The 14167-nt window shown below is 49.7% G+C and carries 12 protein-coding genes; 1 reads left to right on the forward strand and 11 read right to left on the reverse strand.

Annotation, left to right across the window (positions count from 1 at the left end; genetic code table 11):
* Positions 1-86: 86 nt before the first annotated feature.
* The 3 genes from A3849_RS25275 to mntR form a co-directional block, all read right to left on the reverse strand.
* Positions 87-1034 carry a patatin-like phospholipase family protein gene (locus A3849_RS25275; RefSeq protein WP_074113861.1) on the reverse strand — a complete coding sequence of 316 codons (948 nt, stop codon included), beginning with the start codon at positions 1032-1034 and terminating at the stop codon, positions 87-89.
* Positions 1035-1092: 58 nt separating this feature from the next.
* Positions 1093-2757, reverse strand: coding sequence for a family 10 glycosylhydrolase (locus A3849_RS25280; RefSeq protein ID WP_074113862.1), 1665 nt, complete (start codon positions 2755-2757; stop codon positions 1093-1095).
* 181 nt (positions 2758-2938) lie between these two features.
* A complete protein-coding gene (mntR, locus tag A3849_RS25285; protein WP_019909637.1) occupies positions 2939-3364 on the reverse strand; it encodes a transcriptional regulator MntR in 426 nt (141 codons plus the stop codon).
* 191 nt (positions 3365-3555) lie between these two features.
* On the opposite strand from mntR, the gene splB reads away from it, so the two are divergent.
* Positions 3556-4632, forward strand: a complete 1077-nt coding sequence (gene splB / locus A3849_RS25290; RefSeq protein ID WP_074113863.1) for a spore photoproduct lyase — start codon at positions 3556-3558, stop codon at positions 4630-4632.
* Here the strand turns inward: splB and A3849_RS25295 are convergent.
* The 8 genes from A3849_RS25295 to A3849_RS25330 form a co-directional block, all read right to left on the reverse strand.
* Positions 4629-5342, reverse strand: coding sequence for a cytochrome c biogenesis CcdA family protein (locus tag A3849_RS25295; protein ID WP_074113864.1), 714 nt, complete (start codon positions 5340-5342; stop codon positions 4629-4631). The genes splB and A3849_RS25295 overlap by 4 nt on opposite strands.
* 63 nt (positions 5343-5405) lie before the next feature.
* Positions 5406-6209 (reverse strand): metal ABC transporter permease, encoded by an 804-nt coding sequence (locus A3849_RS25300; RefSeq protein ID WP_074113865.1) that lies wholly within the window; start codon positions 6207-6209, stop codon positions 5406-5408.
* Positions 6210-6509: 300 nt separating this feature from the next.
* Positions 6510-7259, reverse strand: a complete 750-nt coding sequence (locus tag A3849_RS25305; protein WP_074113866.1) for a metal ABC transporter ATP-binding protein — start codon at positions 7257-7259, stop codon at positions 6510-6512.
* Between the two features lie 32 nt (positions 7260-7291).
* Positions 7292-8266, reverse strand: a complete 975-nt coding sequence (locus tag A3849_RS25310) for a metal ABC transporter solute-binding protein, Zn/Mn family (RefSeq protein WP_074113867.1) — start codon at positions 8264-8266, stop codon at positions 7292-7294.
* A gap of 183 nt (positions 8267-8449) precedes the next feature.
* The gene (gene metG, locus A3849_RS25315) at positions 8450-10474 is read right to left on the reverse strand and encodes a methionine--tRNA ligase (RefSeq protein ID WP_074113868.1); all 2025 of its coding nucleotides are present in this window, start codon (positions 10472-10474) and stop codon (positions 8450-8452) included.
* Between the two features lie 444 nt (positions 10475-10918).
* Positions 10919-11182, reverse strand: coding sequence for a membrane protein insertion efficiency factor YidD (gene yidD, locus A3849_RS25320; protein ID WP_074113869.1), 264 nt, complete (start codon positions 11180-11182; stop codon positions 10919-10921).
* Position 11183: 1 nt separating this feature from the next.
* Positions 11184-11645 (reverse strand): Fur family transcriptional regulator, encoded by a 462-nt coding sequence (locus A3849_RS25325; RefSeq protein ID WP_074113870.1) that lies wholly within the window; start codon positions 11643-11645, stop codon positions 11184-11186.
* A 158-nt stretch (positions 11646-11803) separates the two neighbouring features.
* Complete coding sequence (locus A3849_RS25330) at positions 11804-14068, reverse strand: stalk domain-containing protein (RefSeq protein ID WP_074113871.1); 2265 nt, start codon at positions 14066-14068, stop codon at positions 11804-11806.
* Positions 14069-14167 lie beyond the last annotated feature (99 nt).

Below are 14167 nucleotides of genomic sequence, written 5' to 3' on the forward strand. Positions count from 1 at the left end.
CCGCCGTCCTCTAAACGATAGATTTCAAAAGGCCTTCCCACGTTACAGCTAATGGGGGAAGGCCTTTTTTTATACAAATAAGTCTATTAGAAAATCGTTGGCTTCGGAATCGGCCGCCAATTTTTGAAAAAATCCTCCCCAGCCCTGTACCCTGCGCTATAAAGCGCGTCACTCTTCTCTGTTGAAATATTAAACTCAGTCATCGAGATGCCCAAAGTGGGGATTTTAACCGTACGCACGAATTTCTCAGTTTCAATATATCGTTCATCATGGGCGGACAGCATCGTGCCTACCATCGCCTGCAGCATGCTGAAAGGCCCGGTAATCCGATGGGGCTGCGGCTCTGTTTTGCCGATCATCTGATAGCCTACGGTTGGAACTCTGCGTCCCGGGCTTTTGAAGCCTTCTTCTTTCTCATCGAACAGCCACAGCGGAAAGTTACTGAGCAGGCCCCCGTCCACCATATAGACAAATTGGTCGGCAAATGGCTTCCCCTTGGCTGCCTCGCCGCTCATCCTCAGCCTCACCGGATCAAAAAAATATGGAATACTGCAGCTCATCCTCACTGCTTTGGATACTTCGAATCCTTCCGGTGATATACCATACTGCTCCAAGTCGTCAGGAAGTACAATCAGACGCCCGTTCGTAATATCGGAAGCGATAATGGACAGCTTGCCGCGGGGCAAATCCCCAAAGGTGACAAGCCCCCTTTCCTTCAGTACCCCCCGTATCCACGACTCCAGTGCCTCTCCGGAATACAGCCCTTTTTTGATCAACACACGCACTGCGGGGCCCACATAAGCCGTATTGTAGAGCGCCCCCCGTTTCAGAAACGAGGAAAAGCTTGTTCCCTTAATGATCCGGCTCATCGCCTCCCCGTTATAACCTGCCGCAAGCAGCGAGGCGATGATGGAGCCTGAAGAGGTTCCCGCCACCCGCTTAAACACCACCCCCGCCCGCTCTGAAGCCTGAACAGCGCCCGCGAGCGAGATCCCTTTGACACCACCGCCTTCAAACACGGCATTGATCTCCATAGACAGCAATCCCCCGTTCCATAGATCCTATAGCTTATCTATGAGCACGGGGGAATTTTCATGACTTGAAATAAAAAGTCAGCAGACTCGCTAATCCAAATGGATCACGGGTCACAATATCATTCGCTCTGAACATAATGCTGCCGGCTACCTCATCATATTTCTCATTATATTTCAGCTGGTTGATAATCTGTTCTCCGCTTTGCCATTCGGCACTTTTGTCGGTTCCTACTTTGTAGGTGGCCTGTCCTATGTACAGCTTGACTCCGGTCCCCTTCACCTCATTCACCCACCAGTCCACGAGCTTGTCATAACGGGCAGCACTGAAAGATAGGCTCCAATAAATTTGTGGTGCAATATAGTCGATCCAGCCACTGCGTATCCAGGTCCGAGTATCTGCATACATGTCATCATAAGCAGATACACCTGCCGTGGTGTCGGAACCGGTACTGTCAGCTTTCTTGTTGCGCCAGACCCCAAACGGGCTGACACCAAAGGAGACATTGGACTTCACTCCATGAATCGCTTGACCCAGACGGCTGATGAAATCGTTGATATTATCCCTTCGCCAATCCCCTTTGGAGCTGATCGCTTTGGGATTATAGGCCTTGAATGCCTCGTCGTCGGCAAAAGATACACCGGATGGATAAAAATAATCATCCAGATGAACGCCATCAATGTCGTATCCTTTTACCACTTCCATTACGGTATCGATGATATGCTGTCGCGCCTCAGGAATACCTGGATTGATGTAGAGCTTGTTCTCTGCTGGGACGACCCACTCCGGATGGGCTTTCACTACATGATTACTAGCCAGGCCTGATGTACTGGCATCTGTAGTCGCACGGAACGGATTGAACCAGGCATGGAACTGCATACCCCGGTTGTGGGTGGCGCTGACCATATATTCAAGTGGATCATAACCCGGATTCTTGCCTTGTGTTCCAGTCAGCACCTTGGACCAGGGAACGAGCACAGAAGGATACAGGCTGTCACCAGAGGGTCTGACCTGCACGAATACAGCATTAAATCCGGCACTTTGCAGCTTATCCAGCAGCGTGTCGAATTCCTTCTTTTGCTTGGTCTCATTGCCTGCTGAAGATGTAGACGGCCAGTCCAGATTGAACACTGTGGAGATCCAGGCACCCTTCATTTCTTTGGATGCCTTCGCTCCAGGAACTGAAGGGACCGCTGGTGTTGGTTTCACCGGTGTCGGTACGATCGGAGTTGGTATGCTTGGCGTTGGCACTGTAGGCACTGACGGTGTGGAGGGTCCGCCAATCTCGGCGTTAGAATATAACGCGATATGTTTAGCGGCCTGATTCCATACCACCTGCAGCCCAAGCTGTTCACTTACGAAGCGCAGAGGAACCATCACCCGTCCTTGCACAATTTGCACCGAGGTATCCAGCCCTACTGCATTATCATTGACAAGTGCAGTCTTTAGGCCGCTTGTCAGTTTAAGCACGTTCTCCCCTTTGCTGATCGTCGCCGTCCTGGTGTTCTGATCCCACTCTACTGCTGCACCCAACCCCTTGCTGACTACACCTGCAGGCACCATGGTTACATTCGATGATGTAATATAAGGCGGTACATCAGGGCTTAGCGCCTCGCCATCCAGCTCAATCGTGATTTGCAGGCCCGCCGCTCTAACGCTGCCCATCCCTATAGGCAGGCACAACAACAATACTAACACTCCTAGCATCCATTTACGGTAGTTCATAATTCCTCCCCGGTATAATATAGAATTATTGTATAAAAAAGAAAACGGCCCTCTCGTCCTTGTTAAAGGGAGACGGCCGTTTCACTTGTCAAACGGAGTCCTTAAAACAAAAAAAGAACGTTACCCGTTATGACGTAAAAAAACTGGAAAGGTTGCGGTATACATACAAAAACTGCATCATTTATGAGTCGCTGACGAGTTCAAGATGAATATCGTATAAGGTCTGCAGGCGCGCTTCATCACGGCGAAAATACTCCACCAGCGTCTCAATGCGCGTAATGGAGTCCCAGCTCAAATGATGCTCGATTCCTTCGACATCCTTATAAATATGTTCCTGCTGCACTCCGATAAGGCCGAGAAACTCCTCCAGCAGCTGATGACGGTCAACGAGACGTTTTCCTACTTTTTTTCCTTTGCTTGTTAGGACAAGCCCACGATATTTCTCATAGATGAGATATTCGTCCTTATCCAGTTTTTGGATCATCTTGGTCACAGAGGAGGGGTGTACTTCCAGTCCCTCGGCAATATCCGAGACCCGCGCATAACCCTTCTCGTCGATGAGCTTGTATATGCGCTCCAAATAATCCTCCATGCTGGGTGTTGGCATTAAACTTTACCTCTTTTCTATAATGAGCGTGGCGCGGGGGCCAACCTTGCTCTAACAATGATACATGTTTCTGCCGCTCCTTGGCAAGTCCTGCGCACAGTTCCCGTATCCATTAGCGATGTTTACCACGGTTTCCGCAGGCTTTAATTCGGCACAATAACAATATCCTCATTTATAAGGAGCGTGCATTCATGACTTTAGCAGTGCCTGAACGCCCTTCCGTCAGGAAACCAAAAAAGCCCACCGGACTGTTTATTCCAGAACTTGTTTTTTTTGAGCCGGAGGCACTAAAGTTCCCCAAAGGGGCGCGGATTATGGAATGGGTCAAAGCACAGAATATCCCATATCGTATGACTACCTCACACAACCGGATCACGAATCTTCCGGGAGAAACGGAGGTCGAGCAATATAAAATTGCCAAACGGACCCTCGTAGTGGGCATCCGCAAAACCTTAACCTTCGACCAGTCCAAGCCCTCTGCCGACTATGCAATTCCTATTGCCACCGGCTGTATGGGGCATTGTCATTACTGCTACCTGCAGACAACACTGGGCGCCAAGCCATATATCCGTGTCTATGTAAATACAGAGGATATCATCGGCGCTGCCAAAAAGTATCTGGAGGAGCGCGCGCCAGAGATTACTTCTTTTGAAGCAGCCTGTACCTCAGACCCACTGGGACTTGAGCATATCACCGGTTCTCTTGCAGAACTGATCAACTTCATGGCAGAAGAGCCGCTGGGAAGATTGCGTTTTGTTACCAAATACCAGCATGTCGAGCCGCTGCTCCATTTGAAGCATAACGGACATACCCGGGTCCGGTTCAGCATAAACGCCGATTATGTCATTAAAAATTTCGAGCCGGCGACCTCACGCTTTGAGGAACGGATTGAAGCTGCCGGAAAAATCGCCCGTGCAGGATATCCGCTTGGTTTCATCATCGCTCCGATCATCTGGCATGAGGGCTGGCAGGAAGGCTATGCCGAACTGCTCGAGAAGCTGGCTAAGACGCTGCCGCCGGAGACGGGCAAAGGCCTGACTTTTGAGATGATTCAGCACCGGTTCACCAAGACGGCCAAGACCGTCATCGAGAAACGTTATCCGAAATCGAAACTTGAAATGGACATGGAGAAACGCAAAAAGAAATGGGGCCGCTGGGGCCAGTATAAATATGTTTATCCCGATGAACAGCAAACCGCCCTGCGGGAATTTATCACAGAGCGGATTTTCGAACATTTTCCGGAAGCGGGGATCGATTATTTCACCTAAAATTTCAACCAGTCCGGTGTAATTCCTTGCAGCCATATGGTGATGCGGAACATCTGATCTGTAAACAGCAGGAGTCCCATAAAAATCATGAGTCCGCCGCCTGCCTTCATAAGCAGATTGGAATATTTGAGAATCCGCCGGGCCCCCCCGAGGAAGAAGGCCAGCACAAAGAAAGGCAGTGCAAACCCAATACAATAGGCAGTAATCAGCGTAAACCATGCCCCCTGGTCGCTGGCCGAAAGTGCAATGATCGGCGTCAGGATCGGCCCAATGCATGGAGACCAGCCTGCTGAGAAGCCAATTCCCAGGATGAATGAACCTAAATATCCTGCGGGTTTCCACTTCATATTAAGTTTGTGTTCCCGGAGGAGAAACTTCGGCTGAAAGATGCCTAATAGGAATAGCCCCATCAATATCACAAGAATAGCCGATAATTGACGGATCAGGTCACGCTGTTCCTGGAATACTTCTCCAAACAGACCGGCACCAAACCCGATCGTGTAGAACACCGCAGACAATCCAAGAATAAAAGCCAACGTATGGCTTAAGGTATGGAACCGGGCCTTCCGGGTATTGCTCCCTGCTTTTAATTCCTGAACGGACAAACCGGTAATATAGGACAGATAAGACGGGTATAGCGGCAGACAGCATGGAGATATAAACGACGCAACCCCAGCGGCAAAAGCAATTCCGGCATTCAGGTTGGACAAAGTGGCTTCTCTCCTTCCGGGTTAGGGGTCACTTCGTATGAATGGATACTCTCACAGGCTAGTTTACGCCGGCAGTCCTTTTTTACCGATCAGGGTCAAGGTCAGCAGCGCAATCAGCAGCAGGACAATCGTCGCACCAGGTGCAAGATTCCAAATTCCCGCAACTACCAGCCCCCCCACAACCGCGATTTCAGCAATGATAACCGACAGCATGACCGAGGACTTGAAGCTCCGAGAGAGCAATAGGCTGATTGCCACGGGAATGGTCAGCAGGGCCGACACCAGCAATGAGCCGACAATTTTGATAGCTGTACTGATGACAAGCGCTGTTAAAACTGTAATCAGCATATTAAGCAGCTTTACAGGCAACCCGCTCACGCTGGCCGCATCCTCTTCAAAGCTAAGCAGGAAAAATTCTTTGAAAAATAAGGTTACCACTACCACAACCGCAAGGGTCACAGTACCCACTACTATGAGATCGGTATTATCGAGTGTATAAATGCTGCCGAACAAGTAGCTCATTACATCCGCATTATACCCTTTGCCCAGGGTGAAAAAAAGCGAAGCCAACGCTACACCGCCCGACATAATGATGGCGATCGATAGCTCGGCATAGCTTTTGTATGCTTTGCGCAGCTTCTCAATGGCGAAAGCCGCCATTACTGCAAAGATCAGCCCCGCCCCCAGCGGGTAGAAACCTGTCAAGAACCCGAGCGCTACCCCTGCGATCGTCACATGTGCCAGTGTATCACCGATCATGGACAAGCGGCGGAGCACCAGAAACACACCAATGAGCGGAGCGGTAATGCCAATCATGAGCCCGCCTGCAAGTGCCCGCTGAAAAAAATCACTGAATAGAATGTCCAAAATTACAATCTCCTTTATATTCGATCCCTCCCAAACCCTCCCTTCCAAGAGAGGGCTCCAAGGGCTCTGCCCTCTGGACACCCGGCTAAGTGCAACATTCGTAAGTGAACAGTTAGATGGTGCTTGGAGACGTGAGAGGAAGGATCGCTTTTCGTCCCTGAAGGGACACGCTATACCCATACGGATCTAGGTCCGAGTAAAGACTAAGAGCAAGAGTTTACCTAAATCCAAAAGACTAGAGCAATGACCAGGTCGTCCTATGTTGTACTATGGATTGGATAACCTGGACAAAGAAGCACTCTAGGAAAGTGTATGCTGCAGGTTATCTACTTCGCAATCCTGTGCGTCATGAGAGTGACGGCAGTAGAAATTGATTTTGCCGTTTTTTTGCACAGGGTCCTTACCCAGATAATTCTTGATCATGTCGATGTCATGCGACACCATCAGGAATGTCATGTGGTGATGCGCATGCATATGCATAATCAATTCGAAGAATCCGGCCTGAGTTTCGGCGTCAATGCCGACCGTAGGTTCGTCCAGAATCAGCAGATCGGGATGATTGATCAGCGCCCGGGCCAAAAAGACGCGCTGCTGCTGGCCGCCGGACAACTGGCCGACTCTTTTCTCCGCGATGTCCTGGATCCGCATCACTTCCAGCGCATCGTCGCATTTCTGCTGCTGTGCCTTGGATATTCTGCGGATTAGGTTTTTGTTATTGTATAGTCCGGACAATACTACCTCCCGCACCGTCGCAGGAAACAGAGGATTGAATGCATTCTTCTGCGGCACATAGCCGATCCGTTCCCAATCCTTGAATTTTCTGACCGGCTGTCCGAACAACTTAATTTCACCGCTAGTTGCAGGGAGCAGGCCCACAATCATTTTCAGAAGCGTAGTTTTACCGGCGCCGTTCGAACCAATAATGCCCAGGAAATCCCGTTCCTTCACGGTATAATTGAGGTCTGTAATCACCTTCTGCTCTCCATAGGAAAAGGATAAATCCTGTATTTCGATCATATGCTGATGGCAGTCCAGGGATACCGATTGCATGTGAGTACCGCCTTTCACTTATACTTTCCTTTTTATTGTAAGGCCAGAATGAGATTTTGCAAATTTTTCTCCATCAATGTAAAGTAGTCGTCCCCATTCTTCTCTTGCGTCTCTGTCAGTCCCTCGACCGGATTGAGTACCATCGTGGATACACCGGCTTCCCCTGCAAGGGTTTTGGCCAGTTTGTCAGATACCAGCTCCTCGAAAAAAATGTAGCGGATGCCTTCCTTCTTCACCAGATCAGCAAGCTTAAGCAGGTCCTGACTTCGTGGCTCCGCATCAGCCGACAGCCCCATAATGGCATGCTGCTTCAAACCATAATCACGGGCCAGATAAGCAAAGGCTTGATGGGAAACCACAATTTCATGATTGGGAAGTTTGGTCAGCTCCGAGGTGAATTTACGATCCAGCGTCTCAAGACGTTCGGCAAGCTTGTTATAACGCTCTTCATAACCATCCTTATGCGAAGGGTCCACGGACTGGAGACTTTCTTTTATATTCTTAGCCATGATGAGTGCTGACTTCGGACTTACCCAAGTATGAGGGTCAGTATGCAGAGTATCCGTACTTACCTCTCCCCCTGCTTCACCTTCTCCTCCATGATCATGCCCGTCTTCCTCATCGGACATAATATAATCAACACCCTTGCTGACCTGGGTTGCTTGGACCTTGCTGTCACTATCCAGACTTTTGAGGAAATTCGGCACCCAGCCTTCCAGCCCGGCACCATTATACAGGAACAGCTGCGCTTTGGAGGTGTTGATAATATCCTGACTGCGCGGTGTCCAATCATGCGGCTCTACACCCACTGGCAGCAGGTTGATGGCATTAATGTCCTCCCCGCCAATCTCGCTGGCAAATTCATATATGGGATAAAAAGTAGTAATCACATTCACTTTACCTTCGACAATACTCCCGCTGCTCTTCGGACCACAAGCTGCAAGCAGCAAAAATACCAGCAAAGTCAGCGTAAGCAGCACGCCCCTGTGCAGGCTCTTGTATAACATTTGATTGATCGACTCCTCAAATCGTAAATTTTACTATTTGAATTATAATAGTAATCGTTACGATAAGTCAATAAGTTCACTACGATCATATCCACAAACATACCTGTAAAAAAGGAACACCTGCCGGTACCCGCGGCAGGTGTTCCTTGATTCAACAATAAATTCAGGCTGGATTAGCCCAGCCTATTTCACAATCGCGCCGTTCGGCATGCTGTCCGGCACAGTAGCAATGGTCAGCTGGTCGCCCTTGGAGGCTGCCAGGATCATTCCTTGAGACAGCTCACCCCGCAGCTTCACCGGCTTCAGGTTAACGATACAGATTACCTTGCGTCCCACCAGTTCCTCCGGTGTATAGAACTTGGCAATGCCGGAGACAACCTGGCGCTGCTCATACCCTAAATCCAGATGCAGCTTCAGCAACTTGTCCGCCTTCTTAACCGGCTCAGCAGCAATCACCTGAGCCACACGCAGTTCAGCTTTGGCGAAATCATCAATACCGATTTCTTCCTTGTGCTCCTCTTCCGGCTCAACCGCTACAGTTGCTACAGCTCCCGCATTGGCAACAGGGGCAGTTTCTGCTTCTGCCGGTTTGCCTGCGCCCATCGCTTCGGCGATATAGGCCACTTCCTGTGCCACATCCAGACGCGGGAAGATAGGATCACCCTTGGCCAGCTTGGTTCCGGTTGGAATGAGTCCAAAGGTTTTGCCGCTGTCCCAGGTCGTCAGCTCGCCCTTATCAATGCCTAGCTGCTGCCAGATCTTGGCCGGTGCTTCTGTCAGAAACGGCTGCAGCAGGATTGAAGCTGTGCGCAGTCCTTCAACGAGATGTCTCATCACGGAAGCCAGCTCACCGTTCCGGCTCTCATCCTTCGCAAGAACCCAAGGCTGGGTCTCGTCGATGTATTTATTCGTCCGGCTGATGAAGGCACCAATAGCGGTAAGTGCAACGGAGAATTCCATCTTCTCCATTGCTTCTTCCACTTTGGCATAAGTATTCTGAGCCGCAATCTCAAGCTCGTTGTCAAACGCCGTCACATTGCCTGCATAGGCCGGAAGCACACCATTGAAATACTTTTCCACCATGGCCCCCGTACGGTTCAGCAGATTGCCAAGGTCATTGGCCAAGTCATAGTTAATGCGGTCGACAAAGCTTTCTGGAGTGAAGGTCCCATCCGAGCCAAAAGGAACCTCGCGCAGGAGATAGTAGCGCAGCGCGTCCAGACCGTAACGGTCAATCAGCGTCACAGGGTCCACCACATTCCCCTTCGACTTCGACATTTTGCCGTCCTTCATCAGGAGCCAGCCGTGCGCGAATACCTTCTTCGGCAGCGGCTCACCGAGTGCCATGAGGATGATCGGCCAGTATATCGTATGGAAGCGAACAATTTCCTTACCTACAATGTGTACGTCTGCAGGCCAGAACTGATCATACAGGCTCCGGTCCTCCGAGCCATATCCAAGAGCTGTAATATAGTTCGTCAGCGCATCGATCCACACATAGACCACATGCTTGTCATCACCTTTGACCTTTACGCCCCAATCAAAGGTTGTCCGGGAAACAGCAAGATCCTCCAGACCCGGTTTGATGAAGTTGTTAATCATTTCATTCTTGCGCGATTCCGGTAAAATAAACTCCGGATTCTCGTCATAGAACTGAAGCAGCCGGTCAGCATATTTACTCATCCGGAAGAAATAACTTTCTTCCTTGACCAGTTCAACGGGATGTCCGCTGTCCGGGCTTTTGCCACCCGTTATATTACCATCCGCATCACGTTCGATATCCACCAGCTGAGTCTCGGTGTAAAAAGTCTCATCCGAGATACAGTACCAGCCCTCATATTCCCCTTTGTAAATATCGCCTTGCTTCAGCAGCCGGTCAAAAATATCCGCCACCACTTTTTTATGACGCTCTTCAGTTGTGCGGATGAAATCATCATTCGAGATGTCGAGCTTGCGCCACAGGTCTTTGATGCCGGCAACGATCCCGTCAACGAACTCCTGGGGTGTCTTGCCGGCCTTGGCAGCCTTCTCTTCAATCTTCTGCCCGTGCTCATCCGTACCGGTCAGGTAACGTACGGCATAGCCGCGCAGCCGCTTGTAGCGTGCCATTGCATCTCCGGCCACCGTCGAATAGGCATGGCCAATATGCAGCTTGTCACTCGGATAATAGATTGGGGTTGTCAGATAAAATGTTTTCTTGTCGCTCATTTCTAGTCATCCTTTCGTCTTTGCAAGTGGAAACGGCTTTCAACGTCCAATTAAGGACGGGTTCCGTTTCAGTGAGAAATATAAGGATCATTCGTAAAACATATAAATTCTTATATTTCAAACACAAAAAACTCCCGCCCCAATATGGGGCGAGAGGATTACTCACGCGATACCACCCAAAATTCCCCGGCTCTTCGCAGAGTACAGGCTTCGCCAGTTCCCGAAGTGGGAACTGTCCATTAACGCTGGAACACGCCGTGACCTTACGCAGCCTCCTTGCACGGCCTGCCGCTCGCCCACAGTTCCTCCCGGACCATCTTCAACCTTCTCACCATACCGGCTTTCAGCACATTCCCGGCTCTCTGTTATGGTTGTCCCGGTTTACTTATCCGTTCCTTGGAATTCATCGTATTATCCAAAATATACGCATCTCAGGCAACCATGTCAAGTTGCCTTTGCTGATTCTCCCCCGGTGTGCCGATCATCCCGCGGAGGCACAGGATCAAGTCCTCCGGGATGGAAGGGATGACATCTGGCGATTCGCTTGGCTGCCAGCCACGAGCCCTTCACCGGACCATGGACTTCGATCGCTTCCAGTGCATAGGCTGAGCAGGTAGGATAGAAGCGGCAGGTCGCCGGTTTAATCGGTGAAATGAACTTGCGATACACACGAATTGGTGCCTGGATCGTCTTGCGTCCTATATCCATGTCAGCGGCCTTCTTTGCCATGAGCCACAAGGGGCGTCTCTTCTTCGCGGTTCTGTTCACAATCCTTGCAGTATCCGAACACCTCAAATTTATGCTTGACCACCCGGAACTGATCGGGCGTATCCGTTAGATTCATCGGGCAAAAATTGATCGGGTAAGTCTTCATGCATTGAAGGCAAATCATATGGTGATGGTGATGATCCTGATTGCAGCTGCCCTTGAACTTGACACCCTCCTCAAACACCACCTGCTCCAGCACCCCAAGCTCCTCCATGATCCGAAGATTGCGGTACACCGTATCGAAGCTGAGCCCGCTGTATTTACGGCCCATATGCTCATATACATCCTTCGCGGATAAATACCCTGTATTCTCGCCGAATAGCTTGGCAAGCGTTTTGCGCTGATCGGTGATTCGCAGTCCCTGCCCCGACATGGCTTCCAGTATTTGATCTGTCGACAGCATTTGCTCATCTCCCATAACATGGTCTTTGTTTTGCACTCTCTTTATAATGCCCCAAAACAAAAGCCCCGTCAATAAAGCCTCGCGGCTCCTGCAGCAAAAGGCCTGTCAGCCGTTCCCATATGGGAATGCTGACAGGCCTTTTGACGAAACTGCCCGGTTTATTTTTTGGCCAGAATGGGTGTAAAGACCAAGTTAACCGGAAGATTGCTGCCGGAAGCCACCGAGAATATGATATCCACCGGACCTGTATATTCGCCGGATCGATAGAGCACAGCGTTCATATCGGAGCTGGATAGATTCCCTTTGTTCGGCAGATTGATAATCGATCCGTTGACCATTATAGACCCCAGATAATTACCTCCGCGCGGATTAAAAGTAATCAGGGTGTTCTTGGCGACACTTTCGAGTCTGATTTTGTATAGAACCCCGAAGTTGCCTGAGTTCGAAGCGGCTGTTCCGCTCATCGGATCAACACCGACCAGATTCAGGTCTTTGTTGTTGTCACCAAGCACAAGCTTCGACTGTGTGGCTCCAACCTCATCAAAGACACTGATTACACGGGTAGAGTCATCATAGGTTCCCCGGTTGTGTACGCCATCACGGTCCAGAAGGGGCAGGGTAGGCAACAATGCAACCGGATCTTTGGTCTGCTCAACCATTACAACGTCATACTGCACTGCCAAATCACTGGACAAGTCAGCACTCAGCGAGAGTACTTCACCAGGTTTCATAGCGATTTTACTGATATCTGTCATGATAGGCATACTTTGCCCCGGCTGAAGAGTAATCGTTCCATAACTTGAATTATTAAGCATGGATTGGTAATACTTTTGGATCGAAATTTTGCCTGTGTATTCCGGTGATGTCGCCGGACCTGCAATCCCCAAATATTGGGTAGTGATTGTAGTTGGGTATAAGTTATTGTTCGTTGCGATTACATACAGCTTCTGTCTTGTGGACATATTGTTCATGTGGTGAACCAGGAAACGGGTTAGTCCAACCGATGTTTCGCGGTACAGGACACCCTCCGAATTGACCGTTTCCGGACTGTTGCTGCGAATCAGCTTATATCCCTCGGAAGACAAATTGTACTGCAGGTTTGGCAATCCAGGAATCAAACCGCCGTCCATGGAGATAATGTCACCAGGAACTGTGAACAATTTGGCTACCTCATCCTGGGTATACAACTGCTCACTAGTGATATTAATGGTTTTCTCGAACGAACTGCTCAGTCCGTGTTTGTCAGTTACTTTAAGCTGGATCGAAACAGGCCCCGGATTAAAAAAGGCCAGTGCGCGGTTCGTCCACTCAACCGTCAGTTCTTCGCCTTCCGGGTCATAACTAAGGTCGGTAAGGGTCACCGGCTCACCCATTTTGTATTCCTCTTTATCGGAAGAGAAATTGGCAACAGGCGGCTGGTTTGGCTGGAGCACTTGAAAAGTCACAGAATACGGATCACTCCATTGTCCGGAAGCATCCATTACCGAATAGGTCACTGTATAAAACCCTGGCTGATCGTATATATCCATTTTATTGCCGCCCCACTGCTCATTTACAATTGCAGTGCCGTTAGGCGATGAACTCTTGGTTACATAATTCACAGTCGTTTGTCCGGCATAAATTACAGACGGCTGTACAGTAAACGAGGCCGTAGGCTTCGTGTTCAGTGTAAGAATGACACGTTTCCCTACGTTATCAACAGTATAAGGAATGGAAAGAGCGCCTGTAATCGAGGTCAAAGGAATCATGAAGGTACCTTTGAACTGGTAGGCAGGCCCTTTCATGGGTACCTTGGTGCCATTTACCGTATAGATCTTGCTGTCTGTCTTAAAACGCATGATGCTGTCACCTTTGGTTACAATAACTTCCTTTGTTTTTGTATCATAGGTATATTTAACGCCAACCATTTCCACCATGGCACGAATCGATACATAGGATACGCCGTATTTAACCGCCATTGGCTGATTGGCCAAATACGGGGTGCCATTCTTATACATTTTATTACTGTTCATCATAAGAATCAGTTGGTTTGCTCCGGCCGCTGGGATGATTTGTCCCCCTGTGGTCCCACTTGGTGTGATAGTGCCGGGAGTAACTGCCGGTAATGCTGATTGTGCGGGTACCGGCGTCGCCGATGGTACTACCGTTGCAGCAGGAATGGCTGATGCTGAAGGCACCGCTGTTGGTGTCGATGTTGATAATGGTGTAGGTGTAGGTGTTGCAGTTCCCGGTGAAGCCAGAGGAGGCAGCGGGTCAGTAGCTTCAGGCTCTGGCGCCGTCACAGGCGTAGGAGTAGCCTCGGCTGCTTGAACTACTTTTCCAGTTGTGATAGAGGTGCTTACAGGGGCGGCAAACGCCGGCACTGCCGCTGCAACCTGCGATATAGCCAGGACTGCAACTAACGAAATTTTCTTCAAATTCATGGTATGACTCCTTCTGCTCCTATTAGTAGTATATAAGGAAAGTATGTCTCTCTCTGCAATCCTTATAATCCCCGCAAAAACGCAATCGCCCGTAAGGGA

The sequence above is a fragment of the Paenibacillus sp. P46E genome (assembly GCF_001909095.1).
Lineage (GTDB): Bacteria > Bacillota > Bacilli > Paenibacillales > Paenibacillaceae > Paenibacillus_AQ > Paenibacillus_AQ helianthi.

Excerpts from the sequence above, each read along its gene's own strand:
- metG (WP_074113868.1), bottom strand. The coding sequence starts at position 10,474 with ATGAGCGACAAGAAAACATTTTATCTGACAACCCCAATCTATTATCCG.
- yidD (WP_074113869.1), bottom strand. The coding sequence starts at position 11,182 with ATGGATATAGGACGCAAGACGATCCAGGCACCAATTCGTGTGTATCGC.
- mntR (WP_019909637.1), bottom strand. The coding sequence starts at position 3,364 with ATGCCAACACCCAGCATGGAGGATTATTTGGAGCGCATATACAAGCTC.
- A3849_RS25275 (WP_074113861.1), bottom strand. The coding sequence starts at position 1,034 with ATGGAGATCAATGCCGTGTTTGAAGGCGGTGGTGTCAAAGGGATCTCG.
- A3849_RS25325 (WP_074113870.1), bottom strand. The coding sequence starts at position 11,645 with ATGCTGTCGACAGATCAAATACTGGAAGCCATGTCGGGGCAGGGACTG.
- A3849_RS25330 (WP_074113871.1), bottom strand. The coding sequence starts at position 14,068 with ATGAATTTGAAGAAAATTTCGTTAGTTGCAGTCCTGGCTATATCGCAG.
- A3849_RS25310 (WP_074113867.1), bottom strand. The coding sequence starts at position 8,266 with ATGTTATACAAGAGCCTGCACAGGGGCGTGCTGCTTACGCTGACTTTG.
- splB (WP_074113863.1), top strand. The coding sequence starts at position 3,556 with ATGACTTTAGCAGTGCCTGAACGCCCTTCCGTCAGGAAACCAAAAAAG.
- A3849_RS25280 (WP_074113862.1), bottom strand. The coding sequence starts at position 2,757 with ATGAACTACCGTAAATGGATGCTAGGAGTGTTAGTATTGTTGTTGTGC.
- A3849_RS25305 (WP_074113866.1), bottom strand. The coding sequence starts at position 7,259 with ATGCAATCGGTATCCCTGGACTGCCATCAGCATATGATCGAAATACAG.